We start from the raw sequence: 25,839 nt of genomic DNA, 5'->3' as shown, positions 1-25,839 counted from the left end.
AAGCCTCCATTAACGGAAGATGAACCCCGATGATTCTTTTAATATAAAGATTTTTTGTAAGATGTTGAAGAATAAAACATAAAATTTTATATTTCAACGGATTTTAGCCGATATTCGTAAAATGATTAAGGTAATGCACCACATATCGTTAATAAATACAAAAGTGATAATACAATTTTATGGATATAAGATTTGGCATTGAGAAGATAAAAATTATAAGCATTCTCAACATTCTCTATCTATGAATTCTCTTGTGCTCCATGGCGGTGCCTCAAATAAGAGTGAATTGAGAATAAAAGTGGAAGAATTTGCAGATATTGCATTCAAAGAAAAAAATGCACTTAATGCAGTAGTAAAAGCGGTTGTACTTATGGAAGATGACCCTTTATTCAATGCAGGTACAGGAAGCAATATGAGATTGGATGGAAGCATTCAGATGGATGCTGCCGTGATGGTACCTGGAAAATTCGGAGCTGTGATAAATATAGAAAATGTTAGGAATCCTGTGCTCGTTGCAAGGGATGTTATGCTCAAATCCCCTCACTTGATTTTGGCAGGAGATGGGGCAATAGAATTTGCTCGAAAAATGGGGTATGAATCCTACGACCCATCCACAGAGAAGGCAAGAACTAAGAGAGAGAGAATATTGAAAAAATTGAAAAATGGGGGAATACCAGAGTACTATCATCCTGAATTTTTCCTTGAATTCTTGGGAGACACCGTTGGAGCGGTAGCTAGAATCAATGGGGATTTTGCTGCTGCAGTATCCACAGGAGGAACTAGCTTAACCCTTCGAGGCAGAGTAGGTGATTCTCCAATCCCTGGTGCTGGCATATACTGCGGAGAAAAGGGAGCTGTAGTAGCCACAGGTATAGGTGAAGAAATAATAAAGAGAATGCTCTCAATAAATGTGTACAACAGAATAGGTGAGATGCCATTGGAAGAAATTTGCAAAGAGGAACTTGAGAGATTCGGTGATATACCCGTAGGCATAATAGCAATTGATAAAGAATCTGAATGTGCACTATCAAACCTTACTATGCCCTATGCGATCAAAAAAGAGTGAAAAAATTTAAATTCTTTGCACTCTATCTCTATAACATGGGGAAGAGCGATATACTCAGAGAAATTGAATCTCTAAAGCAGCAGATTAACGAAATAAATGAGAAGGTGGATATTATTTTAAAAAGACAGAAAGAGATAGATAAGAAGGTTCAGACATTAAGTGATATAGAGGATATTCTTGATACCTTGCCTGCAAAATTGAATACTGCATCTTTTCAAATAATCTCAAATTTTGAAGATAGCACAAAAAATGTGAGCAAAAAGCTTGAAGATTCTATAGATAAGAGTTTAAGCAAGCTCAACAAACTGGCTGATATAGACAAAAGATTAGATGCATTTGAAGAAGATTTGAGGGCATACATTTCTAAGATGAGATTTATGCTCTTAGAATTAGAAGATAGCTTGAGGAGGTGAAAACCATGAGCAAGCTTTTTGGTGGGTCTAAAAAATCAGAGTATGAGAATGAAAGGGAAATAAGTGAGCTAATGAAGAAATATTCAACATTAAATAAAAAAATAGAGGATGCCCTTGAAAAAATTGATGGGATAATTGAGAAGCATAAAGAAATTGAGGATAGAGAAAAGAAGATAGAGGAGAAGGAAGATAAAATATCAAAACTGTTTGAAAAGATATCTACTATTGATTCAATGATTGATAAATTAAAAGATGTGGAAAATACCCTTCTGGAGAGAGAGAAAAATATTGATGATAAAGAAAAAGCTTTAGAGGAAAGAGAAAAAGAACTAAATAACCTAATTGAGCAAAGTAAAAACTCTCTAAAAAAGGTAGAAGATAAAACATCAAGCTTAATGGAGATTATTAGCAAATGGGATGAAGAGCGCAAGAAGTGGGATGAAGAAAAGAAGAAAGAAGAGGTAGAGCTTTCTAAGAGAGAGAAAGCTATAGAGCATCTCAAAAATACTCTCGAGTTAAGGGCGAGAAATATAGAAAGCAAAGAAGAGGAGATTGCTGAGCTTGAGAAAAAGAAAGAGTTGCTCTTGAAAGAGCTTGATGAGTTGGAAGTGAAGAAGAGGGCACAATATTCAGAGTATGAGGAAAAGCTAAAGAACTGGGAGAAGGAATTAATAACAAAAGAAAAAGAGTTGGCAGGTTATCAAAGACTACTCGTAGAGAGGGAAGAAAAACTTCAAGCAAGCAAGAAAGAAATAGACAGGCTTATGGAAGAAAATAAGAGGAAAGAGAAAAAACTGAGGGATTTCGAGAAAGAGATAGAAGAGTTACAGAGTGAAATAAAGTTCCTAAATACAAGAATCAAAGAACTAACCAAACAAAAAGAAGAGCTCCTCAAGGATATAGCGTCTCTAAGAGCAAAAATTTAACATTTTTTATTTGAAGAAAAATCTAAATACGGAATATCAATCCTTTTGCGAGCCGAGGTAGCCTAGCCAGGCAAGGCGGTGGATTCGAGATCCACTGGGCTCTGCCCTCGGGAGTTCAAATCTCCCCCTCGGCGCTACGCTTATATATTGGATATCATATCACCCAAATGCGCGGGTGTGGTGTAGCCTGGTAACACGAGGCCCTGCCACGGCTTTGCCCCGGGTTCAAATCCCGGCACCCGCATTAAGCCCCTTTCTTAGAAAGAAAGCGGCTTTACCCGGAAAGAAGGAGCTTTTCCTCCCAAAAAAACTCATTGAGTTAAAGGGAAGGATGTACATCATAGCTTTGTGAAGTGTTTATATATAACCTGCCCATAACCCTATTTAAAGGTGATTTAAATGGAGGATGAGATGGAGAAAGTGCAAATAGAGAATATAGTGGCTTCTACCTCACTTGCAGATAAGCTGGATTTAAGCAAGATTGCCCTTGCATTAGATGGCGCTGAGTACGAACCAGAACAGTTTCCAGGATTGATTTACCGTCTTCCTGAACCAAAAACTGCCGTTCTCATTTTCAGAAGTGGAAAGGTTAATTGTACTGGAGCAAAGGATATTGAGAGAGTTGAAAAAACCATAAAAATATTAGTGGATAAATTGAAAGCTGCGGGCATTGAAGTATATGACAATCCAAAAATCGTTGTGCAGAACATTGTGGCTGTGTATGATTTGGGAGTGGAGCTGAATTTAACGGATATAGCAATGTCCCTCGGACTGGAAAATGTAGAGTACGAGCCAGAACAATTCCCAGGATTGGTGTATCGTATTGATGAGCCAAAAGTTGTGCTCCTTCTCTTTGGATCTGGCAAAGTGGTGTGCACAGGTGCAAAGAAGAAAGAAGAGATCGTAGAAGCAATAAAGAAGCTCAAAAAAGAGCTCGAGAATGTAGGGCTAATCTAAGCGAAAGAATTAAATATACAGCCATAATACAGGGGTTGGTGACGGTCATAGCGGCGGGGAAACACCCGGTCTCATTCCGAACCCGGCAGTTAAGCCCGCCCGCGTACCGTGTGCGTACTGGGATGCGCGAGCTCCCGGGAAGCACGGTTCGCTGTCACCATCTTATCCAATTTATCTAAAAAATTAAATTAAAAATTATTTTTTGACCTTATAAACAACATCGATAATAGTGCCATCACGCCAGAGTATTGCTGCTATTATGTCATCTGTGGTTTTAGGCTCCTGAGGCTTTCCGCAAATTTGATATGCTTTCTTCTGCAGATCTTGGATATCCCATATAGGTACCTTACTGCCGCGCATTGCCTCAATTATATCATCTCTTTTTGGATTTATTGCTATGCCATGTTCTGTTACCACCACATCAACAACCTCTCCAGGAGTGGTCACCGTGGTAACTCTCTCACGAATCACGGGAACCCGATATCTGTACAATGGTACAGTTATTATTGTCAAAGCAGAACCAGCAGCAACTTCCTGATGCCCCCCTATGCCGTGAAGAAGCAAGCCATCACTGTGGGTATTCACATTCACATTGAAATCTATGTCTACTTCTGTAGCTCCTAGAACCCCTACATCAAGCATATTCACTATTCCACCAGAAGAATACGGATTACCATACATTGCAAGTGGAGTTTCTATATGGTTTTTATCCTCTTTTAGAGACTTTACTGCATCCAAGTCAAAGGCCTGCCCATCAAATACAACATCCACAAGGCCTTCATGGAGCATGTCCACCACATATTTTGTAACTCCCCCATTGATAAAAGATGCTTTTATTCCTCTTTTACGCATCAAATCTCCAAGGAATTTCGTAACTGCCAAAGATATTCCTCCAGCTCCCGCTTGGAAAGAAAAGCCATCTCTCAAAGCCACTCTATCTATAACTTCCAAGGCATATCTTGCAATTTTTAACCTTGATGGAGATGTAGTTATGCGCAGAGTTCCTGACATTATTCCCTGCGGGTCTCCTATCCTATCCACAGGCACCACATAATCAATCTGATGCTGGAATATGCTTATTGGATGAGCAGGGTAAGGTACGAGATGATCAGTTATTGCAACAGTGTGATCAGCATGGTAAGCATCCACCATTCCGTACGCCAAAGGTCCACAGGCAGAAGGACCATCAACGCCATTTAAATTTCCGTAAGGGTCTGCAGTAGGAGCGGCTATAAAAGCAACATCAATATGCACCTCTTCGCTTTCCACGGCTCGAACCCTTCCACTATGGGAGCGAAGCACTGCTGTTTCACGCATAACTCCATAGCTTGTTGCCTCACCCAATGGTCCATTCATACTTCCCTCTATTCTCCTTATGGTTCCATCGGTGAGCATGGGCACTAAGGGCTCGTGAACGGGAAATAACGCAGTTGGAAATACACGGATATCCTTTATTCCCATCTTCCTTATTGTCTCCATAACCATATTCACAACGAAATCCCCGTTGCGAAGGTGATGATGGAAGCTCACGGTCATTCCATCCTCCAACCCAACCTTTTTGATTACTTCCTCCAATGAATTTACAACCTTACTTCTGCTTCTTGGAGCCATTCTTATAAGAGAACCTGCACGCCTTCCTTCTGGAGGAGTTTTCAAATCTCCTGCAAATGGCTTGAACCTTTGCCCGTTTATCTCACTTGGTACCTCACGACCTACCGCATTTATTGGCATTTAATCCACCTCCGCAAGAGCCAAAATTTTCCTTGCTCTTTCTACAACAGGCGGGTCTATCATCCTTCCATTTAGAGAAATCACAGCTTTACCTTCCCTCTCAGCTTCCTTAGCTGCCTCAATTATTCTCCTTGCCTCTTCTATCTCTTCATCCGTTGGTTTAAAGGCCCTGTGCACTACTTCAATTTGGTTTGGATGAATCACACCTATCCCATCAAATCCCATGTACCTGGCACGCTGAGCGTAGTTGAATAAACCCTCCGTGTCCTTAACATTGCTAAATACAGTGTCTAAAGCCTGCTTCTTTTCTGCCTTAGCAGCTAAAACTATTTCAGCGCGAACATAATCAAGAATTAAAGCCTTCTTCCTCGGTATTCCTAAATCTGCAGTTAAATCTTCGCCACCCCAAGCAAGAGCGACAACACGAGGATGAGTTGCAATGTCCCTTGCATTCTTTAATCCCCTGACAGTCTCAATAATAGGCACGAGCTTTCTTGGCTCTAACCCATTATCATCTTCAATCAAACTCATCTCCTGGTCAGCAGCATTGACATCCTCCAAGCTTTCAACCTTGGGGAGATTTATAACATCGCAATATGGCAATATCTCCTCTAAGTCCTTTTTCCAGTATGGAGTATCAATTCCATTTATTCTGACCCATTTCTCGCTCTTTCCAAAATCGACATTCTGAAGGGAATATTTCACCAATATTCTTGCATCAAATTTTTGGGTTATTGGCACAGAATCTTCAAGATCAAGAATGACAGCATCCGCACCATACAACCCAGCATTTTCAACAAGATGTGGATTGTTTCCAGGGATATATAAACGAGTTCTTCGAAGTTTCATATCTTTTCACCCCCATACTTTCTTATGGCTGCCTCTAACCTGGCACGGAGAACCCAGTCCAAAGCCCCAAGGTCTTCAACAACTATCTTTGCTTCTATTCCCCTCGTTACCTCTTCAACTGTTTCTCTAATAGCATCCCCATACAACCTCTCGAGTTTGCTTTTGACAATAACTTCCCTCTTACCTTCCTCTATGCTCACAAAAACATCGCCCTTTTCATGCGTACCTGCCTCAATCATATTTAGGAAATGACAAAAGGATATAAAAAAGTGAGGATTAACATATAAATAGGCATATCCGAATTTACCTGCGTGAGAATAGCCCCTTTTAATTCCCTACCAAAGGATGCAAGGCGGCTCATAATTTATTACGCAATAGCGCAGCCAGGGATAATAGGGTTCGTAATATTCAACGCCTATCTCTTTCTCCTTGGCTATTCGCCCATGTATGTTGGCTCGGTAGTTAGTGGGGCTTCTCTCCTCACAGCCATTCTTCTTCCAATCCTTGGACATCTCTCAGATAAGAAAATAAATGCAAAATATTATATGATAACCACTGAAGCTTTAATTGGAGTAGCATTCGTAATATTCGGACTGGCCAAAAACGGACTCTGGATATTTGCGGGAAGAGTGATATTCTCCACAGCCATGCTCTTTACCTTTGCCTCCAATGTTTACGAGAAAGAGCTCTATCCAAAAGATTTGCTTGAAGAAGCATACATATGGCACTGGATAGTACCATCCGCCGCGGGTATTTTAACTTATCTTGCTGCTTTCGTCTACTTTTCACTCATACCAAGTGTGGAAGCTGCAAGATGGTACTACATAGCGCTTGGGTTGGCTGCTCCGCTTTTCATATCTTATATTTACTTCGCACTTCCAGATATGCCCACATACACCGAAAGGGAGAAAATAAAAATTCCAAAAGGTCTAATCGGTATCGTGTTGGTATCAATCCTCGCTTATCTTCAGGCATATTTTCTATACGATATAACTTTAGACAATATCATCATAAACCATTTCGGATATGGACTATCAATAATAGTACTTCTCTCCATAATCGATAACCTCTTTGGCCTCTCCTCGGGATTCTTAAAAGCCCACATCCCAAAAGAGCATTTTCCAAAGATGCCGTATATTGCCATGCTCTCCCTGACAGTACTGAGTTTCCTGCTCTTCGTCCTGCATTTTAAGGGATTGGAAAATATATGGATATTTATACTCCTTTACTCCCTACTATCTCTGGCTTGGCCCCTCTGGCATATGAGTTTTAAACCCATACTTCAAAGAAATATTCCAAAAAAATATAGGGGTACAATATTCTCCAGCATTCAATCAATAAATCGACTGGTAGGAATACCCATTGCTTTTATCATCGGGGTAACAATCACTTTTTTTGGCTCTTTCTCGCCTCTCTTAATATCCTCCCTCCTAGGAATGATGACCGCTCTATCTCTAAAATTAGTAGCAAAGAATTAACCCTTTACAACGCCTAGGGGCACCATCTTTGCAACTATGCGAGATATACCTGCTCCTTCTACAGCACGGACTACTTCGTTGACATCCTTGTAAGCATCTGGCGCTTCTTCTGCTGCTACGCGATTGCTTGCGCTTCTCACATATATGTGCTTCTTTTCCCACAATTCTCTCTTAATCTCCTCGCCCCTAAATTTGCGCAATGCAGCGTGGCGGCTCATGACTCGGCCTGCTCCATGGCATGTTGAGCCAAAGGTCTCTTCCATCGCCTTCTGTGTGCCTACAAGCACATAAGAGCTAGTACCCATATCCCCGGGAATGAGAACAGGTTGGCCAACATCCCTGTATAACTGTGACAATTCCTCTCTTCCTGCTGCAAAAGCCCTCGTTGCGCCCTTCCTATGCACATACACCTTCATTCTCTTTCCGTCAACAATATGCTCCTCCAACTTCGCAATATTGTGCGCGACACCATAAACGAGATGCATACCCAAATCTTCAGGATCCTCTCCAAAAACCTTGCCAAAGGACTCGCGAACCCAGTGGGTTATAAGTTGTCTGTTTGTAAATCCAAAATTAGCTGCAGCGCTCATGGCAGCGAAGTAATCTTCTGCCTCTTTACTCTTTACAGGCGCGCATGCTAGCTGAGGATCTACCAATTTTATCCCGTACTTTCTTGCAGCTTGCTCCATAACCCGTATGTAATCACTGGCAACTTGATGTCCTAGACCCCTGGAGCCCGTGTGAATCATAACTGTAATTTGTCCTTCATGGGTTATACCAAATTTCTTGGCAATCTCTGGCAAGAAAATCTTTTCAACTCTTTGCACTTCTAAGAAATGATTTCCTGCCCCCAAAGTTCCAAGTTGCGGTGCTCCTCTCTTTTTTGCCTTATCACTAACTTTTGTATGGTCTGCAAATTTAATGCTTCCCCCCTCTTCCAATCTCTCCAAATCCTCTTCCCAGCCATAGCCATTCTCAACGGCCCACTTGGCTCCAAAATCAAGAACCTTATTTAATTCTCCAAAATTTAACCTTAACTTGCCCTTTTCACCAACGCCTGAAGGAACATTCATAAATATATTATCAACAAGCTCTTTTAACTTGGGCCTCACATCCTTCTCGTCTAAATTAGTTGTCAGCAATCTAACACCACAGTTTATATCGTAGCCTACACCCCCAGGTGAGATAATCCCTTCCTCTGCATCAAATGCAGCTACTCCTCCGATGGGAAATCCGTAGCCCCAGTGGATATCTGGCATAGCCATACTTGCTTTGACTATTCCCGGAAGCGTGGCAACATTAGCAACTTGCTCAGGTGCGTTGTCTCTCTTTATCTGCTCAATCATATGCTGTGAAGCGTATATTACACCGGGAACGCGCATGCCTTGCTTATAACTCCTTGGTATCTCCCAGCGAAAAGAATCAACTTTTTTAATAGGCCCGTTCCACATAATCTATCACCGAAGTGAAGATTGATAATTACTATTTAAACTTATCACCATGGGGGCTGGGGAGGCAGAATTACTGAATTCTTCCCTGATTTCCTATTCTCAAGTTCTTTGAATCCAAAATAAAGAACTATGGCTGCTATGAATGATAAGAAAATATATATTATCGCTCCAACTTTTATAGTTGTATTATCGTACTTTTCACCTATGCGATAAATAGCAATAACGAGTAGTATAATCCCAATCAATCCAACAACACCAAATATTGAAAATAATCCAAAATAAGCAACTGGTGATTGAAAATTAGGTGATGGCGCACCCCAAAAAATTGGAAATATAATGGGTAAGGAGAAGGAGCTAAATAAGAGAAGTAATGCTCCTATTTTTCCAATAGATACATTTGGCATAACAGTTTCCATAATTTTGAATCCATGCCAAAGATAATAGACGAAAATTATGTTTCCTATCAAAGATAAAATCACTGAAGGGATGAAAAATGCGTATATTGGCCCTGTGGGCTCTACTTCACCACCCCCCATGGGCATCACTGTGGCAGATATAGCCCAAGCCACCATAATCACTATGAAAATCACATTAATGAGCCCAAAAATAAAATTTATAAGAAATGCTTTGGAAAAATTACGAAAAGCTTCTTTATCATCATCTAATGACATCTACACCATACTGCCTTCTAAGCTCTTCTGCAGTCACTTTTCCCAATATTTGCTTGCTCTTTACTCCCGTGGCAACAACAAGCACTGATATTCTGCGCTCGTATGTTGGGTCTATCGCACAGCCCCAGATAATCCTTGCATTCTTTGCCACTTTCTTGTGCAACTCTTCTACGGCTCTCTCTGCCTCACTTATTGTCATATCAGGCGAGCCAACCACATTTACAAGAATTCCCGTTGCAGTTGAAATGTCAACTTCTAATAATGGAGAATTAATAGCATCCTCCAAGGCCTCCAACGCTCTTTCTTCACCTGCTCCTTCGCTCTCTCCGAGACCTATCATGGCCACGCCGCCACCTTTCATAACGGTTTTTAAATCATTGAAATCTAAATTAACCAATCCAGGCTTGGTTATCATCTCTGTTAATCCCTTTATGGCACGCATTAGAACCTCATCTGCAAACTTGAACGCCTGATTTAGAGGCAATCTTGGAACGAGTTCCAAGAGCTTATCATTTGGTATGGTAATTACAGTATCTGCTGTCTCCCTTAATTTATCCAAGCCCCACTCTGCATTCTCCTCTCTCATTCTTCCCTCAGCTTTGAAAGGGAGTGAGCATATGGCAATCGTTAAAGCTCCAAGCTCTTTTGCAATTTGAGCAACAACCGGGGCACTACCTGTGCCCGTACCTCCTCCCAAACCACAGGTTATGAATACCATATCTGCGCCTTGCAGCACATCTCTTATCTTATCCTCTACTTCTCTAGCCGCCTCCATGCCCATCTGGGGCAACGCCCCTGCACCCAAACCCCTTGTTATCCTCTTTCCTAATAGAACTTTACGATGCGCTTTAGTTATTAACAAATGCTGAGCATCTGTGTTAGCAGCTATGAGCTCAACATTTCCATATATACCTTCTTCCATAATGCGATTTATTGTGTTGCTTCCGCCACCACCGCAACCGACAATCTTAATATTCGTTTTCAAACTCTTAAGCATCTCTTCAAGCTCTTTATCATCCTGAGTTTCAATCACAACATTCTTTGGCTCTTCAGCTTTCACTTCTGCCCTAGCCAAAGCTTCCTTAATGAGAGATTTCATCTATCATCACCCTAAATGTGTATGAAATTCTACATATAAAAAGTTTTAGATAGATTAAAATCCAAGCTTAGGACAATCTCCTTATGATCTCATCCGCTACTTTCTTTCCACTTAAAAGCATACCTCCAAATATTGGACCCATTCTCGGAGAGCCAAATACTGCGTTGGCAGCCATACCTGTTACAAATATGCCGGGATAAACTTCCTTCACATTATCTACAATAACACTTTCGGCAGTATCAGCATCCATGCTATGCTCACCCTCTATGCTGCCAGTGGGTGTATTTAATTTTATGTTATTTTTTCTCACCAATGTCTTTATTACCTCACTTTCGTGACCAGTAGCATCAATTACATACTTTGCATAGATGGACAAGGGATCTATAGGTAACTCGCCAATCACGCTCCAATTTATAACTAATCCAGAAACTCTGTTATTCTTTATTATAACATCCTCTGCACCAATTAAATTGAAAATTTTTGCTCCTTCCTTGGTGGCATGATAAGCTAAGGAGGTAACAGAATGCACAGAATCTGCTACATAGTAATCTCCAAATCTCTCATAGTTTATTGAGAAATCATCCAAAATATGTTTAGCATCTTCCTGCACTACGATTTTGTTGAACATCATGCCTCCTCCCCACATCCCACCTCCAATGCTCAGGCGTCTATCGAATATGGCCACTTTTTTCTTTGCCGTGGCAAGATAGTAAGCGGCCGTCAATCCCGAAGGGCCTGCACCAACTATTGCCACATCCAAATCTGCATATTCCATAAGGTCTTTCATATAATTCTCCACTATGAGCTTTGTAATCTCAACTTCATCAAGCATGGATGTGGGTATTACATCTCCTTATAAACAATTTTTCATTTTCTTTTTTGATTATCCACATAGGTAAGGACGAAAAAACCCTTAAAAAAGAGGGAATGCAAGGATTAACTATGGGAGAAGTACTAATAGTTGAGCATGGCCTATCAATGCGTAAGCTATATCCTATAATATTTAAAGGTAAAAAATTGATATTTGCCAATACTCCAGAGGAGATTATAAAAATTTACAGAGAGAGGGAGCCATCCCTAGCCCTAATACTCTCAAACGACCCAAATGATGTTGATATTGTAAATTTAATAAAGATTTTGAGCAAAAAAACCAAAATAATATGGATTGGAAGCGATGATGAATTTGAAGAAATAAAGGATAGAGTGGACGCATCCTTTAGTCCACCATTTGGATTTGATGATTTCATACTGAAATACCAAGAATTAATCAAGGTATGAACCTAGCGTACTTTCCACTTTTATGCTCTTCCCTTAACTTTTGATAAATCAATCCATTCTCAATAGCCATCTTCTCAATTTCCTCGCCCTGCCTAACAACCTTTGCAGGAATGCCTAGAACTAGGCTCTTAGGAGGTATCTTTGTTCTTGATGTTACCACCGCTCCTGCGCCTACAACGCTCCCGTCACCTATTTCCGCACCATTAAGTATGACAGCATGGATTCCAACAATTACATTATTTCCAATTTTAGCAGCATGCACCACTGCCATATGTCCGATTGTAACATTCTCCCCAATTATTGTTGGATCGTTATAATCCACATGCACCACTGCATTATCCTGAATATTCGTGTTCTTCCCAATCTTTATGTAGGATACATCTCCACGAAGCACTGCTCCATCCCATACGCTTGCTCCCTCTTCTATCTCAACATCGCCTATAATCGTGGCTGTGGGAGCAATGTACGCTGAGTTATGTATTCTCGGCTTTATTATTTCCATAAGGGGATATTGCTTTTTGAAAATTAAACTTACCCATTACTCTTATATAATCCCAGAATTATTACCCCTTATGGTTGTGGAAGAGCTATTTGACACGATAGAGGAGGCCTTGCTGGATATTCTCGCTCGCATAGATGATGGTGATGAAAACGCACTGCAAGATTTGAAAAAGATCAAGGTTTATATTAAAGACCTTAATGATGTTCTGTCCATAATAGAAGACAAAGATACAATAAAAGATTTTGAGAAAAAATTAGATATTTTAAGCAAGAAATTCGATGAATTTCTTATGGACATCGTGCGTGTAACTGGCTAAACAGTGTATTTTTCAATCTTTATTTTTCTCATTGCATTGTTAGCGGCTATGTTTATCACATCATAGAGGTGTGCTGAGGCGGGGCAATAGGCATGCTCCATAAAGGCCACATCCCATATTCTTCCTCCACCACGCATCAACGCTGATATTATATCGATTTTCTTTGAAGCCATATAACCCACTGCTTGAGCACCTTTTATTTTGCCTTCTTTATCTGTGAAAATCTTCACAAAAATTTCATGCTTTGAATAGGGAGTTATAGTCGAATGGCCTCTTCCGCTTATCTCACTTCTCTCTCCAACGCATGCAACTTCAAAATTTCCCATAGTGGATACGAAAGCTCCCGTGTGCTTTGTGTATATGGCATCTCCACCAGCAGCGTTTATTCCTGCCACTATTCCCTCCCTGGCTGCAATGGTTGCAAGCTGCAAAATGCCATAGGGAGTGCGTGCGCAATCACCCACAGCAAATATATCTGGCAAGGAGGTTTGCATTCTCTCATTCACTATTATATAGCCCCTATCGTCCATATCCACCTTTCCCTTCAAAAGTTCTGTATTGGGTCTAACTCCCACGCTAAGAATTACCATATCTGCATCAATTTCTTCACCATTGACCAAAGCACCTTTAACCTTCTCTTTCCCCAATATCTCTTCTACCTTGCTATTACAATGACATTTAATTCCCATAGATTCCAATCTCTCCTTAACAATTTTAGCCATATCTTCGTCCAGCGCTTTTGGAAATGGATGCTCAAGCATTTCAACAATAGTTACATCCAAACCTCTTTTGCGAAGGGCATAGGCCATCTCCATTCCTATTGCACCAGCACCTATTATTAAAGCTTTTTTAGCTTTTTTTGCCCATTCATTTATATTCTTAGCATCTTCAACGGTTCTCACCGTGAATACTCCTTTTTTCTCCACTCCCTTTATTGGAGGGACCGAGGGTCTTGCACCTGCCGCATATATCAATTTATCATACTCAATCTCTTTCATTTCATCGCTCCCAATTTTCCTATAAAGCACTCTTTTGCCCTTTGTATCAATCTCAACAGCTTCATGCTCCAACAGCACATCGATCCGAGGAGTTCTTGGAAATGGATGTATAATTTCTTTAAGATCTATGGCACCTTCCACAACCAGAGGTATTGAGCAGGGAGAATAAGTTTCATAACTTCTTCTTTCGATAATAGTTATTTTCTCTTTTCTATTGAACCTGCTTATCCACCTAGCCGCATATATTCCTCCAGTTCCTAGGCCTATAATCACTATCATAATTAGGTAATGTATTACGAATTTATTAATTTTTTGAAGAAAAAAAGAAATAAGATTGCGAAAATAGTAAAAAGACTTTAAAATCTTATAATTAAGCTCTTAGAAAATATTATTAAGGCAACTCAAATGCAGGAATGTGGACATAGAGCAGAGAATCAAAGAGTTAGAAGAGGAGATAAAAAGAACGCAGTACAACAAGGCTACTGAAAAGCATATTCTTCGTCTAAAGGCCAGAATTGCATACCTGAAGAAGGAATTAGAAGAAAAGAAAAAGAAACAGAAAGCACAGAGGGCAAAAGGAATTAAAAAAAGTGGAGATGCTATGGTCTCATTGATAGGACCTCCAAGTGTGGGAAAGAGCATGCTTTTCAACATACTCACAAACGCAAAGAGTACAGTGGCAGATTATGCTTTTACAACCCTTGAAATCCATCCTGGAATTTTGAAGCATAAGGGCGCAGAGATACAACTCTTAGATATGCCCGGGCTGATTGAAGGGGCCTCATACGGAAAGGGTAACGGAAAAGAGATTTTGAGCGTGGCAAGAAATTCCGATTTAATTATGCTTGTGCTAGATGTTTATACAGTGGATTATCTTGAAGTAATTCTAAATGAATTGCACAATTTTGGAATAAGAGTGAATGAGAAAGAGCCGAATATTTCAATAAAGAAGAAAGATAGGGGAGGAATAAATGTAGCTTCTACCGTACCATTAAGTATGGATATTGAGAGCATAAAAGCAATAGTTAGAGAATTTGGATTTGTAAATGCGGATGTATTGATAAAAGAGGACTTAAATGCAGAGCGACTAATGGATTTCTTATCGGGAAATAGGACCTATGTGCCTGCCATACTGGTGGTAAATAAAATAGACCTTGCTGATGAGGAATTCTTAAGGGAGATAAAAGGGAAATTGCATTCTTGGAGCCCAGTGTTCATATCCGCAAAATACAGAACAAATTTGGAAAAATTGAAAGATGAAATATTCAAAGCATCTGGATTAATGCGCATTTACCTAAAGCCCCAAAGTGGAAAAATAGATTACGATGCACCGTTAATCTTAAAAAAAGGTTCCACTGTAGAGGATGTTTGCAAATCATTGCATAGGGATTTTGTTAGGAAGTTTCGCTATGCTATGGTGTGGGGCAAGAGCGTTAAGTTTCCAGGCCAACATGTCGGACTGGAGCACAAGCTTATGGACGAGGATATAGTTAGGCTTGTAATAAGAAGGTAATTTACTTCTCCAAAGTAAACTCAGAATATTGGAATAACCCCTTAACATATGTTCTTTTCTTTGTGAGTCTAAATCCATACTTATTTGCCACATTGATCAAATCATATCCCAAAAATTCCTCCGCTAAAGGGCATTCAAACTTATCTATTAAAATCTTAAAATAGAAAGGCGATTTAGCGTAATTCATCTGGTTATAGTCAAGGATATAAAATTTTCCACCATCTTTCAAAATTTTTCTTACATTATCGAGAATCCTCTCTCTATCTCTTGGTGTGAATCCATGAAAGGCAAGGGCTATTAATGCCACATCAAAATAATCGTAAAATTCTTTAGGAAAATCAAGTCGAATATCATGCTTAATTATCCTGATATTCTTATAATCTTTAGTTTTCTTTTTAGCCTTCTCAAGCATATCTGGTGAGATGTCAAATCCAACGATCTCTCCTTTTTCCCCAACACGATTAGAGAGAAGAATTGCGTTTCTTCCGTTACCCACCCCCAACTCCGCAACATTATCTCCGTATCCAACCTCTGTTTCTTCGTACATCAATTTTTTTATGAACTTGCCATACTGAAATAAGGTGATGAAATCTAAAAGCTCATCGTAAAATTTTGCTTCAAAGCCCGTTATTACCACGCTAACCTTTGGGTTCCCCATACAAGCACAAAAATGCAGAAGTATTAATAATTTTCCAAATGGTTAATATAAGATGAGGTGATAAATCCCGTAATGAGCTGTGGCGTTGATGAGGCTGGACGAGGTCCTGTTATAGGCCCGCTGGTAGTGGCAGGTGTTTGCGGAGAGGAAAGCAAAATCGCATCTTTGAGAGTAAAAGATTCAAAAAAATTGAGTCCAAAAAGGAGGGAGAGATTGGCAGAAGAAATAAAGAAAGTTGCATCCAAGATAGTTGTGATAAAAATCGAACCAGAGGAGATCGATGCACTAAGAGAGAAAATGACTTTGAATGAGATAGAAGTTGAACTTTTTGCAAGAGTAATCTCTCAGTTGAACGGAGATAAGGTGTATGTGGATGCAGCCGATGTTAATGAAGATAGATTTGCTGAGGAGATAAAGAAAAAATTGGGAAAAGATGTAGAAATAATATCGGAACACAAGGCGGATTCTAAGTATCCGATGGTAAGCGCTGCATCCATAATTGCGAAGGTTGAAAGGGATAGAATAATTAATGAATTGAAGAAAGAACTTGGAGAGTTTGGCTCAGGATACCCTGCAGATGAGCGAACAAAGAGATTCTTAGAAAAATATGTGAAAGAGCATAATGAATTGCCACCTCATACAAGGCATTCTTGGAAGAGCGCAAAGAGAGCAATGAAGAAAAAAGAGCAGAAGAAATTGGGGGATTTCTAGTGGAATTTGAAAATATTGATTCTTACATATCCTATTTCTCAAAATTAATAAACTTAGAGAGAGAAGAAGAAATGCGCCGTCACTGGGAGGAGATAAAAAAATTAAGTGGGAAAAAGAGGGAAAAATTGGGAAGGGCGATATTGAATCTAAAGGGAAAGTTCATTGGCAGGGGATTGGGTGGTGCCTATCTTGTAAAATTCTCCCGCAAGGATATGCCAGAGAACGAAATTATGGTTGGAGACATTGTAATCGTGAGCATTGGCAAGGTCTCCCCTAAAAATCCTCAAGCTACCGTTTATGAGAAGGGAAAAAGATACATTATTCTGTCATTTTCAAAAAGACCTCCCAAATTTGTTTATAGTAGGGGTGTGAGAATTGATCTTTATGCCAACGATATAACATTTCAAAGGATGTTAAGCGCTTTGCAATCATTAAAAGATGAGAATAAATTGAGATTAAGGGCGATACTCTTAGGAAATGCAAATCCTGAACTTTGCAAAGTTGGGATTAAATTGGAGAACAGGAGATTAAACAATTTTCAGAGAAAAGCTGTAGAATCTCTTATTGGCTCTGAGCTTTTTTTAATCCATGGTCCACCCGGAACGGGGAAAACCACAACCTTGGCAGAGGGAATAATTCAGATGGTTAAAAAAGGATATAGAGTTCTGGCAACAGCAGATTCTAATGTAGCTGTGGACAATTTGGTTGAGAAATTGGCTCACAAAGTAAATGTTGTTAGAGTGGGGCATCCTGCGAGAATTGGCAAAAGCATAATTGAACACACCTTGGACTACATTGTTGCTCAGGATATTGAATATAAAAAAGCAATGGAAATCTGGGAGAAAATAGACGATATGAGAGCAGAACAGGAAAAATACAAAAAACCCACACCACAATGGAGAAGGGGTATGGGCGATGATGAAATTGTGTATCTAGCAAATGCTTCCCGTAGCTACAGAGGAGTGCCAGTAGAGATTATGAAGAATATGGCCCAATGGATCAAAATTCAAAGGAGAATAGAGGAATATGTGAAAAAAGCAAAGAAGATGGAGGAAAAAGTAATAAAGAGAGTTTTAAAAAATGCTGATGTTATATGCACCACAAACTCAACTGCTGGGAGCGAGTTACTATACAATATGGATTTTGATTTTGTGGTTATAGATGAGGCCACCCAATCTATAGAACCATCCTGCTTGATTCCTATGATAAAAGGTGATAGATACATCATGGCTGGAGATCATAGACAGCTGCCTCCAACTATAATGAGTTATAAAGCAAAGGCACTGCAATTAACCCTATTTGAGAGATTTATAAAATTGTATCCACATCTTTCAATAACGCTAAGGGTCCAATATAGGATGAATGAGAAAATAATGAAGTTTCCATCAAAATTATTCTACAAAGATTTGTTGATTGCTCATCCAAGCGTGAAAAATAGGAGCATAGAAGATTTGGGAGTGAGTGCGGAGAATCTGGAAGAGCCAATGAGAAGTATATGCGAACCACAATCCATAATTGTATTCTTGGATATGCAGAATTGCAAGGAAGAAAAGAGAGGGGGCTCTACCTCATACTACAACGAATGCGAGGCAGAGACGGTAAAGGATACCGTGGATTGCCTTTTAAAGATAGGATTAAAGGAAAAGCATATTGGGATCATTACTCCCTACGATGACCAGGTTGATTTACTCCGTAGCATGATTGAGGATATTGAAATAAAATCGGTGGATGGTTTTCAAGGCAGAGAAAAGGATGTTATAATCATTTCCTTTGTTCGCTCTAACGATAAAGGAGACATAGGATTTCTGGACGATTTAAGGAGATTGAATGTCGCTATTACCCGTGCAAAGAGAAAACTCATTATGCTGGGAAATGCAAAAACACTAAGTTCAAATGAAGTATATACAAAGTTGATTGATTACACCCGCTCTGAAGGAAAATTTTTAAAGATTGATGACAATTCTTAATTATGTTTAATCCTGCAGAGTACGATTCCTGGTACGATAGACATAAAGAAATCTTTGATGCAGAAATTAAAGCTTTAAAGCCCATAGTAGGTAAATACCCTTCCCCAAAGTTAGAGATTGGAGTTGGCACGGGGAGGTTCGCATATGCACTAGGTATAGAGTATGGCATTGACCCAGACAAAAACATGCTTGAATTTGCGAAGAATAGAGGAATAAAGGTAAAAGAGGGATATGGTGAGAATTTGCCTTATAAGAGCAAAAGATTCTACTTAGTTCTCATATCCACATCCCTCCCTTTCTTTAGCGATGCAAGAAAAGTAATTGAGGAGAGCTATAGGGTATTGAAAGATGAGGGTGGCATTGCTATCGGATTCATACCCCGCAATTCCTATTTTGGGAAAAAATATACGAAAATGGGAGAAAAAGGGGATGAAAGATTTAAAAATGCTCATTTTTACACCATTGATGAAGTGGAATCTCTCTTAGAAGATTTGTTCTTTATAGTTAGAATAAGAAGCACTCTCTTAGGCAAGGATGTAAAAAAAGATGTGGTAAATGGATATAGAGAAGATGCTAGTTTTGTTGTCCTAGAAGGCATAAAAATTCAAAATATTTAATAACTATAACTCTATGCCTCAGTATGTTCTGCCCTAAATGCGGATCTTTAATGCATCCAAAAGATGGAAAATGGGTTTGCTCAAGTTGCGGTTACGAGATGCCAATCGATAAAGACAAGAGTCAAGAAATAGTGGCTGAGGCAAAAGAAAAAGAGATGATTGTAATTTCATCGGAGGAGGAACTAAAAGCATTACCTTACGATGAAAGTGTCATTTGTCCAAAATGTGGTCATGCTGGGGCCCACTGGATGCTTCAGCAAACCCGCGCTGCAGATGAACCAGAAACTAGATTCTACATATGTCCTAAATGCGGACATAGATGGAGAGAATATTAGGCGTATCCTACAACATCCGCCTTTTTGCCTCCTTTTTTAGGCGCCATCGCCTGTGCAGGCGGAGGTATCGGAGGCGGCAATCTTAGTTCTTTAGCAATGAGCACTGCTTCTATAACGCAGTTGTTAATTATTGTACCATGAATCTCTTGAGCAACATCATCTGGCATTCTATGATTCTTTCTCCACTCACCTACAAGCTCTTTTACCTTCCCCTCATAAATCAAGGCCCCGTCAAAAATTATCACACCAATTCCAGAGTATGTGATTGTAAATTTAAATTCAACTTTAGCCTTATCAACATCCACTTGGTTTATTGAGATTATGCTACTATTGTTATCAATTCTAATCTCGTGAGGCGCATTTTCTGGCTCGATAAAACGCTTTGCTTCTATACCATCAATACGAAACATGCTGATCATAGTTTATCCCATGCCGTTCACACATATTTAGTTTCCTCTTATCTTACCTATTTCCTCATAAAGCTCATTTAGAACATACAGATAATCCCTATTTCCATTCTCTACATCCTCCATTTTTCTTTCTAATATTCTTGTCCTCTCTTCACTTACAAATTTTCCATAGTTGGTGGACAAAAATGAATAAACTTCAATTCCAATCCTTGTGGGTATCAATTTTCCACTGCGCTCTACGATATAATCCCTTTTGAATAGCTTGGATATTATTGTGGCATAGGTACTTGGCCTACCTATTTTCCTATCCTTCATTAACCTTATTACATCCGCTTGGGTATATGGTGCAAGTTTGATCTTTCTCTTTTCAACCTCGATTCTAACCATTCCCGTAGGCAAGGGCCTGTAAACTTTAATTCTGTAAGGATAGAGTTCAACACTCTTGCCATAAGCTTCAACAATCAGGGGAATCTCCAAAACCTTTCCCTTTGCGGATACTTTATACTTTGAAATTCTTATCTTGCCTACACTTTCAGAAGCCATAAATCTCCGAAATATCAAATCATAAACACGCAGTGCTTCATCCTGTATCTCTAAATTCAAAATTCCCTCATTTACAAATCTTCTTATATCCTCTGCACTCCAGGGCTTTGTTGGTCTTATACATTCATGAGCCCCCTCTTTGCCCCATCTTCTAGGTCTAAAATCCTCGCCCAAGTATTTCTTCGCAATGCTCATACCCTCCTGCGATACATGGGTTGAATCCGTTCTGTGATAAGTTATCAACCCAGATTCAAATAAGTCTTGGAGTATATTCATAGCTTCTCTTGCCCCTAAACCCAATATGGTATTTGCATCTTTTAAAATCTCATCGGTGGTGTACGGGGGAACAACATAATCTTTCACTTCGTCCCCAATTTTCTCTACCTTGGCAAGAACATTCTCTTTCCAAGGTGATTTTACATCCGTCCCCTTTATAAAATACTCCTCCCTTATCTCTTTTGATTTCTCGTATCTCTCAATGATCCATCCCAGAACTGGCGTTTGGGCTCTCCCTGCGGATAGATTCTTCTTTCCAAACAAATTCCAAAGGATATGTGAAAGTTCAAACCCTATCCATCTGTCCTCTATTCTCCTCACGATTTGTGCCTTTACCAAATTTTCATCAAATTCTCTACTCTCTCGTATTGCCTTTATTATGGCATCCTTGGTTACTTCATGAAACTCTGCCCTCTTTATGCTCTTTGCAAAAGGAGACAGTAGATTCCTCAAATCCCACGCTATCTTCTCCCCCTCGGTATCGGGATCTGTGCCTATAATCACATCCTCACATTCATATGCCAGTCTGCGAAGAATTTCTATCTGCTCTCTCGCATTATAGATATCCTCTGAGCCACAAACAGGGCATTTATTACCCTCTGTGAATTGATAGCCGCAATCCCTGCACTTTCTTATGGGGGAGTAAACTGGAATGAAAAGCCCTGTTTTTATAACTACTCCATAATAACCCTGTGTTGTGCTCAAATCAACGGTATGACCCAGAGATGGTGCTATTGTCAAAACTCTATCGCCCACGGCGACCTCATAGACAACCGCATTTCCTATTATCCTTAAATTTGGCTTACCGAAGAAATGGGCTATGTGTTTTGCCTTGTTTGGACTTTCAACTATAAACAAAGATGGAGTTATAACATCTTTTTCCTCGACCTTCTCCGCTATTCTCCTTCTATCCCTATCAATTTCTCGCTTTAGGGATTCAATATCCACATCTTCAAGAGATTTAAATTCTATTCCGTAAAGCTCTGCTCTTTGCAAGAATATTTCAACCATATCATCGCCATCAAGAAGAAATGAAGCTCCCTTTGTTATACCTCCAGCATACAAGCGAGATGCTCTTCCAGAACCTTGAATATAAGTTTTCACATCCGGGAAGATTATATGGCCATTTTTATAAATAAAATCTTCTCCCCTGATATCTTTTCTATTTTGCAATATACTTTTTAATTTCTCCCTTATCTCTTTTACATTCCTATTTTTTATGTATTCATCAAAGCCGTAATCTCTTAATCCATACGCAAGAGAGAGCATTAGCTTATCTCCAAAATCGTCCAGATTCTCCGCATTTATCTTAAATCTCGGAATGCCATAAAAAATGACATATCTAATCCTATCTGGCATATCAATACCTCTTATTAAAGAGCCATATGGAGTCGAAACTCCAACAAGATAATCCAATTTTCCTGCCTGGAAATCATCGTATGCTCTTTTATCTTTTTCAATGACCAAACCCGCCTTATCTCCTATACGGTCCGCAAGAGTTTTAGCTTCTTTCGCAGTAGGCGCGAATATAAGCGCTCCTGATCCCATTGCATTCAATATATCCTTGAGCGTATCTTTGCTCGCGTAGATGTCTTCTATGTTCCTCACAGCATTGCGCATATTTCCAACATCAAATCCTAATTTGTCCCTTAAAATCTTCGTATTGTATCCCTTGGTTCCTGTGGCTGTAGAAACCATCAAAACCCCTTTTTTATGCAAAATTTTCAGAACCTTCTCCAGATTTTTTGACCTTTTTAGGAGTGAATCCACATCATCAACAAATATAAAATGGAAAAATTTACCGTATAAATTTTTATGGTTTCTTGCAAGATAAGCTGTTGTGGTGATTAAAATATTGAATTTTCCTTCTTTGATCCTATTTTCCATGCCTTTCTTTTCCTCTCCTTTCATCTTGGAATGATAAAACGCGATATCCTCTCCAAGATCCTCAAATTTTTTAACCATATCCTTTAAAATTATTGTGGTTGGTACAAGCAAGTAGGACTTTTTTCCCTTCCTAGCGAGAAACATGGACATTAATATCCCAAAGGATGTTTTTCCTATCCCAGTGGGAGCTATGGCCGCAAAAGATTTCCCAGCGAGGACCCTCCTGGCCCACATTCTCTGAATTGCTCTGGGCTTAGATCCGAATTTTTCCACAAAGAATTTCTCAAATTCTCCGTAAATCTCGGATTCTCTCGTGCGAGATAACTCCTTTCCAGTATTCTCGCATAAATTATTTTCTATTTCCTTCCAACTTAGTTTATCATGGCATTGTGGACATAGCTCTCCATAGATAACAGGAATCATAAAAAGATATGGAGGAGGATTTATTTAATCTTTAATGGCCTCTCTTATCGCATGCAACAACTCTGCAGGACTCTTTATTGGATACTCAAGAGAATCCAGTATATCTTCAATAGGTTTACCCCGTATCTGATATCCTTTTAATCTCTCCAGTAAATCCTCTTTTTCAACAGGAAAATTCAATCCCTTTATATTTGAAAGCACATGAACAGCCCAATCAACACCTAAGGACCTCGCACTTTCCTCCATTATCTCCATCCTCTCATCTAAATTATCCCTGTGCTCCTTTATAGCCCTGTACGCAAGCTTTGCAATTCCTCCAGCAACATGCTCCTTCTCTCTGGACTCTCCCTTCAAATACTCCATTACCCTGTTCTCATCTGCACTTAGGATATTCTTAACCGTTTGCTCAGTTATGCCCAGATACTCCGCTATCTCCCTGTTAGTCTTTATAGACTCATTTTTCAAAGCAATTACATACGCAGCCTCTGCCAAGCTTGGGAGCCATGTCAGGTTCCTGTATTCAACCAGATTCTTTAGACCTCCAAGTATTCTGATGCTCTCATGAAATATCCTTTCCGCAACTGCATCTATATTTCTCTCATTCACGGGCTTTCCTATGACCTCCATCTCAATCACCCCCTGTTATCTTGCTTAAAGGCCCTTTTATGTCTATTAGGCCAGTATCGGTTATCTCAAAAATATAAGTATCGGAAGAATGTGGGACGAGGCGGCATCCATCAATGCGTATTGTGCGAACTACCTCTCCTATATTCCTGCGGTACAGGGACGCACTCCACTTACTGTTTATTATCTCCTTGTCCATAACAATAGTCCCATCAACAATATGTGCCACAGCCAAACCTCCGGCAGCCTCGGCAGTTTCACTACTTTGCGAGGATCTCTTTTGTGATACCAGCAACGCTGTCTGATTCCATTTCTTGAGGAAATTGAATAATTGCCTTACAATCTGTCTGGCTAAAACCTCCCTATGCTCATACAGCCCAGTTACGGAATCTATAACCACATTCTTCGTATTCTTCTTCTTTATAGCATATGCCATTGTATCTAACAACGAACTCATATCCTCCCTCAATTCTGCGTTTTGGGAAGCATCTATTACTATCATATTTTCCTCCACTTTTTCAAAATCTAAACCAAGAACCTGCGCCTTTTGTTTCAAAGCAGTGTAAAGAAAGTTTGCTGGAGATTCAACAGTTACAAACAAAACAGGATAATTACGAGCAGCCTGATAAACCGCAAATTGCTCCACAAGCAAGGACTTACCCGTATCTGGTATACCTGTGATGTTCATAACTGCAAGGTGAGGTATGCCCCCCAATGGTTTTTTAATGAATCTATCCTGTTTTTCATCATAATTGACCGTGTAAAACATTTCATCTAGCTTTGTACCAGTAGGTATGCCAAATATCTTTGGCGCTTTGTTCTTCAAATCTCGCAATTCATACACATACTCCTCCATCGCCATATTTGAATTAAAAATATACTTCTATATAAAATTTTCTGTCAAAGGGGATAAGTTGAATTCCTCGAAAAACATGAAAAAAGAAGAATAAAAATAAGGAAGGATTAGACATAGAGATCATAGGCAAGAACTTTGAAGAGCAGGAGTTTAGAAGCACCAGAGAAAGAATGGGAAAATATGTAATCTCCAACAACTCTTTTGAAAGAGTGGAAGACTGATTCAATTACATTTCTATGCGAGTACTTCTTTTTCCAGTCAGGTGATTTGCTCTTTTCTAACAATCTCCTTCGCAATCCTCTTCTTGCTTTATTACGGATTGCTATGTATGGAGTTCCTCCTTTATTCAGAACAAATCGTATGTTACGTAGAGAATCATAGCCTTTATCTGCATACACTTCTTTTACACTCTCTTTCTCCAAAAGAGGTATGAGGTACGGTGAATCATTGGCATGCCATTTAGTAACTATTGCATTGGTAATGAGCTTCCTCTCAATATCCACAGCAGCATGCAATTTCAATCCTTCTCTTATTTTTCCTGCTTCTCCGATTCGCTGTGTGTAGTAGTATGAACGGTAATAAATTTGAATACCTGTGGAATCCACTGCAAATTTATTGGGTATTCCCATTATTTTCACTATTTCTCTAAGCACAATGCGAATCCATCGTTCTGGTATTCTTCTCAACTCTCTTGAAATTGTGCTTTTATGGGGGATTTTCTTCAATCTCATTACCCTCTTTATCTTTCTCATTTCTCGCACAATCTGGAGCATTCTTTCTATACTTCCCACATACTGTGTCAGCACTATCAGCATCATGTGCTGGTGCAGAGTGTAATCTTTCCTAGAGTACTTGCTCCAGTAAAGAGGAATATTTGCTCTCTTTAGAGCTTTCATCCCCATTTTCACAACCTTGTACAGGTCTAATTTCCTGCTCATCCTTTATTTATATCCCCTATTTTATTTTTATGTGGGGTTGCAACTCACCCTGTCAAAGGAAAATTATACATACCTTGGAGGGATTGTAGGACTATGAATCCAGAAGATGCAGTAATAAAATTAAACAAGGAGCTTGGAAGAATGGATGATAATCTTTTTGAAGTGATAAAAATATATGAGAATTTTTTTGGTGAGTGGATTGTACATTTGAAAGTGAGAAGAATGGTAAAGGCCTCTTACTCCACTCTGAAAAGAATAGCAGAAATAACGGGAGCGAAGGATATTTTAATAGAAAGGGCTGAGGGAGATAATTTAGCCGAGATAAAATTAATGCTTCCAAAATAAA

General features: G+C 39.5%; 28 protein-coding genes, 2 tRNA genes and 1 rRNA gene. 16 read left to right on the top strand and 15 right to left on the bottom strand.

Going from position 1 to position 25,839, the window contains the following annotated elements; genetic code table 11:
- Nucleotides 1-241 precede the first annotated feature (241 nt).
- The 7 genes from ABOO_RS04925 to rrf all read left to right on the top strand — a co-directional run bounded on the left by ABOO_RS04925 (nt 242) and on the right by rrf (nt 3,522).
- Complete coding sequence (locus ABOO_RS04925; RefSeq protein WP_008084233.1) at nt 242-1,066, top strand: isoaspartyl peptidase/L-asparaginase; 825 nt, start codon at nt 242-244, stop codon at nt 1,064-1,066.
- 35 nt (nt 1,067-1,101) lie between these two features.
- The gene (locus tag ABOO_RS04920) at nt 1,102-1,479 is read left to right on the top strand and encodes a hypothetical protein (protein WP_012997278.1); all 378 of its coding nucleotides are present in this window, start codon (nt 1,102-1,104) and stop codon (nt 1,477-1,479) included.
- A 5-nt stretch (nt 1,480-1,484) separates the two neighbouring features.
- Nucleotides 1,485-2,405: a coiled-coil domain-containing protein gene (locus ABOO_RS04915; protein ID WP_008084313.1), complete on the top strand. Its 921-nt coding sequence runs from the start codon at nt 1,485-1,487 to the stop codon at nt 2,403-2,405.
- Nucleotides 2,406-2,456: 51 nt separating this feature from the next.
- Nucleotides 2,457-2,539: transfer RNA gene (locus ABOO_RS04910), tRNA-Ser, on the top strand.
- Nucleotides 2,540-2,576: 37 nt separating this feature from the next.
- A tRNA-Gly gene (locus ABOO_RS04905) sits at nt 2,577-2,649 on the top strand.
- Nucleotides 2,650-2,804: 155 nt separating this feature from the next.
- Nucleotides 2,805-3,362, top strand: a complete 558-nt coding sequence (locus tag ABOO_RS04900; RefSeq protein WP_008084167.1) for a TATA-box-binding protein — start codon at nt 2,805-2,807, stop codon at nt 3,360-3,362.
- A 37-nt stretch (nt 3,363-3,399) separates the two neighbouring features.
- A 5S ribosomal RNA gene (rrf, locus tag ABOO_RS04895) occupies nt 3,400-3,522 on the top strand.
- Between the two features lie 35 nt (nt 3,523-3,557).
- On the opposite strand, the gene citF is transcribed toward rrf, so the two are convergent.
- From citF to ABOO_RS04880, 3 genes are read right to left on the bottom strand one after another with little or no spacing between them, the layout of a single operon-like run.
- Entirely contained in the window at nt 3,558-5,093 is a 1,536-nt protein-coding gene (gene citF, locus ABOO_RS04890; RefSeq protein ID WP_008084314.1) for a citrate lyase subunit alpha, read from the bottom strand.
- Nucleotides 5,094-5,942 (bottom strand): HpcH/HpaI aldolase/citrate lyase family protein, encoded by an 849-nt coding sequence (locus ABOO_RS04885; protein WP_012997276.1) that lies wholly within the window; start codon nt 5,940-5,942, stop codon nt 5,094-5,096. It lies immediately after the preceding gene.
- Nucleotides 5,939-6,181, bottom strand: coding sequence for a citrate lyase acyl carrier protein (locus tag ABOO_RS04880; RefSeq protein WP_008084231.1), 243 nt, complete (start codon nt 6,179-6,181; stop codon nt 5,939-5,941). The genes ABOO_RS04885 and ABOO_RS04880 overlap by 4 nt, the downstream gene beginning before the upstream one ends.
- A 72-nt stretch (nt 6,182-6,253) precedes the next feature.
- On the opposite strand from ABOO_RS04880, the gene ABOO_RS04875 reads away from it, so the two are divergent.
- On the top strand, nt 6,254-7,420 hold the full coding sequence (locus ABOO_RS04875) for an MFS transporter (RefSeq protein WP_008084191.1): 1,167 nt from the start codon (nt 6,254-6,256) through the stop codon (nt 7,418-7,420).
- Here ABOO_RS04875 and ABOO_RS04870 read toward each other — a convergent pair.
- From ABOO_RS04870 to ABOO_RS04855, 4 genes are all read right to left on the bottom strand, one after another.
- Nucleotides 7,417-8,871: an RtcB family protein gene (locus ABOO_RS04870; RefSeq protein WP_008084301.1), complete on the bottom strand. Its 1,455-nt coding sequence runs from the start codon at nt 8,869-8,871 to the stop codon at nt 7,417-7,419. The genes ABOO_RS04875 and ABOO_RS04870 overlap by 4 nt on opposite strands.
- Nucleotides 8,872-8,915: 44 nt before the next feature.
- A complete protein-coding gene (locus tag ABOO_RS04865; protein WP_008084287.1) occupies nt 8,916-9,542 on the bottom strand; it encodes a DUF973 family protein in 627 nt (208 codons plus the stop codon).
- Entirely contained in the window at nt 9,529-10,641 is a 1,113-nt protein-coding gene (gene ftsZ / locus ABOO_RS04860; protein WP_008084244.1) for a cell division protein FtsZ, read from the bottom strand. The genes ABOO_RS04865 and ftsZ overlap by 14 nt, the downstream gene beginning before the upstream one ends.
- A gap of 67 nt (nt 10,642-10,708) precedes the next feature.
- Entirely contained in the window at nt 10,709-11,473 is a 765-nt protein-coding gene (locus tag ABOO_RS04855) for a sulfide-dependent adenosine diphosphate thiazole synthase (RefSeq protein ID WP_008084257.1), read from the bottom strand.
- A gap of 110 nt (nt 11,474-11,583) precedes the next feature.
- Between ABOO_RS04855 and ABOO_RS04850 the strand changes: the two genes are divergently transcribed.
- Entirely contained in the window at nt 11,584-11,919 is a 336-nt protein-coding gene (locus ABOO_RS04850; protein WP_008084196.1) for a hypothetical protein, read from the top strand.
- On the opposite strand, the gene ABOO_RS04845 is transcribed toward ABOO_RS04850, so the two are convergent.
- Complete coding sequence (locus ABOO_RS04845; RefSeq protein ID WP_008084278.1) at nt 11,909-12,421, bottom strand: gamma carbonic anhydrase family protein; 513 nt, start codon at nt 12,419-12,421, stop codon at nt 11,909-11,911. The two genes, ABOO_RS04850 and ABOO_RS04845, sit on opposite strands and share 11 nt — an antisense overlap.
- 70 nt (nt 12,422-12,491) lie before the next feature.
- Here ABOO_RS04845 and ABOO_RS04840 point away from each other — a divergent pair, with 70 nt between their 5' ends.
- Entirely contained in the window at nt 12,492-12,737 is a 246-nt protein-coding gene (locus ABOO_RS04840; protein ID WP_012997274.1) for a hypothetical protein, read from the top strand.
- Here ABOO_RS04840 and ABOO_RS04835 read toward each other — a convergent pair.
- On the bottom strand, nt 12,734-14,014 hold the full coding sequence (locus ABOO_RS04835; RefSeq protein ID WP_008084249.1) for an NAD(P)/FAD-dependent oxidoreductase: 1,281 nt from the start codon (nt 14,012-14,014) through the stop codon (nt 12,734-12,736). The genes ABOO_RS04840 and ABOO_RS04835 overlap by 4 nt on opposite strands.
- A gap of 136 nt (nt 14,015-14,150) precedes the next feature.
- Here ABOO_RS04835 and ABOO_RS04830 point away from each other — a divergent pair, with 136 nt between their 5' ends.
- Complete coding sequence (locus ABOO_RS04830; protein ID WP_008084203.1) at nt 14,151-15,248, top strand: OBG GTPase family GTP-binding protein; 1,098 nt, start codon at nt 14,151-14,153, stop codon at nt 15,246-15,248.
- A gap of 1 nt (nt 15,249) precedes the next feature.
- Here the strand turns inward: ABOO_RS04830 and ABOO_RS04825 are convergent, their stop codons facing one another.
- Entirely contained in the window at nt 15,250-15,906 is a 657-nt protein-coding gene (locus ABOO_RS04825; protein ID WP_008084224.1) for a class I SAM-dependent methyltransferase, read from the bottom strand.
- A gap of 72 nt (nt 15,907-15,978) precedes the next feature.
- Here ABOO_RS04825 and rnhB point away from each other — a divergent pair, with 72 nt between their 5' ends.
- From rnhB to ABOO_RS04805, 4 genes are read left to right on the top strand one after another with little or no spacing between them, the layout of a single operon-like run.
- Nucleotides 15,979-16,617, top strand: coding sequence for a ribonuclease HII (gene rnhB, locus ABOO_RS04820; RefSeq protein ID WP_008084170.1), 639 nt, complete (start codon nt 15,979-15,981; stop codon nt 16,615-16,617).
- On the top strand, nt 16,617-18,584 hold the full coding sequence (locus tag ABOO_RS04815; RefSeq protein WP_008084282.1) for an IGHMBP2 family helicase: 1,968 nt from the start codon (nt 16,617-16,619) through the stop codon (nt 18,582-18,584). Before rnhB ends, ABOO_RS04815 begins: the two co-directional genes overlap by 1 nt.
- Before the next feature lie 2 nt (nt 18,585-18,586).
- Nucleotides 18,587-19,201: a class I SAM-dependent methyltransferase gene (locus ABOO_RS04810; RefSeq protein ID WP_008084260.1), complete on the top strand. Its 615-nt coding sequence runs from the start codon at nt 18,587-18,589 to the stop codon at nt 19,199-19,201.
- A 23-nt stretch (nt 19,202-19,224) separates the two neighbouring features.
- Entirely contained in the window at nt 19,225-19,536 is a 312-nt protein-coding gene (locus ABOO_RS04805) for a transcription factor S (RefSeq protein ID WP_012997273.1), read from the top strand.
- On the opposite strand, the gene ABOO_RS04800 is transcribed toward ABOO_RS04805, so the two are convergent.
- From ABOO_RS04800 to ABOO_RS04780, 5 genes are all read right to left on the bottom strand, one after another.
- Entirely contained in the window at nt 19,533-19,955 is a 423-nt protein-coding gene (locus tag ABOO_RS04800; RefSeq protein ID WP_012997272.1) for a hypothetical protein, read from the bottom strand. The two genes, ABOO_RS04805 and ABOO_RS04800, sit on opposite strands and share 4 nt — an antisense overlap.
- Nucleotides 19,956-19,982: 27 nt before the next feature.
- Complete coding sequence (gene rgy / locus ABOO_RS04795) at nt 19,983-23,075, bottom strand: reverse gyrase (RefSeq protein ID WP_008084248.1); 3,093 nt, start codon at nt 23,073-23,075, stop codon at nt 19,983-19,985.
- Between the two features lie 24 nt (nt 23,076-23,099).
- Nucleotides 23,100-23,702, bottom strand: coding sequence for a hypothetical protein (locus tag ABOO_RS04790; protein WP_008084190.1), 603 nt, complete (start codon nt 23,700-23,702; stop codon nt 23,100-23,102).
- Between the two features lies 1 nt (nt 23,703).
- Nucleotides 23,704-24,561: a KaiC domain-containing protein gene (locus ABOO_RS04785; RefSeq protein ID WP_008084246.1), complete on the bottom strand. Its 858-nt coding sequence runs from the start codon at nt 24,559-24,561 to the stop codon at nt 23,704-23,706.
- Between the two features lie 101 nt (nt 24,562-24,662).
- On the bottom strand, nt 24,663-25,493 hold the full coding sequence (locus ABOO_RS04780; protein ID WP_008082334.1) for a transposase: 831 nt from the start codon (nt 25,491-25,493) through the stop codon (nt 24,663-24,665).
- Nucleotides 25,494-25,586: 93 nt separating this feature from the next.
- On the opposite strand from ABOO_RS04780, the gene ABOO_RS04775 reads away from it, so the two are divergent.
- Nucleotides 25,587-25,838 (top strand): hypothetical protein, encoded by a 252-nt coding sequence (locus ABOO_RS04775; protein WP_008084227.1) that lies wholly within the window; start codon nt 25,587-25,589, stop codon nt 25,836-25,838.
- Nucleotide 25,839: the final 1 nt, after the last annotated feature.

Source organism: Aciduliprofundum boonei T469 (genome assembly GCF_000025665.1).
In the GTDB taxonomy this organism is placed as follows: domain Archaea; phylum Thermoplasmatota; class Thermoplasmata; order Thermoplasmatales; family Aciduliprofundaceae; genus Aciduliprofundum; species Aciduliprofundum boonei.
Note: the sequence above shows the minus strand (reverse complement) of the source record. Positions and strands in the feature narration are given on the sequence as shown.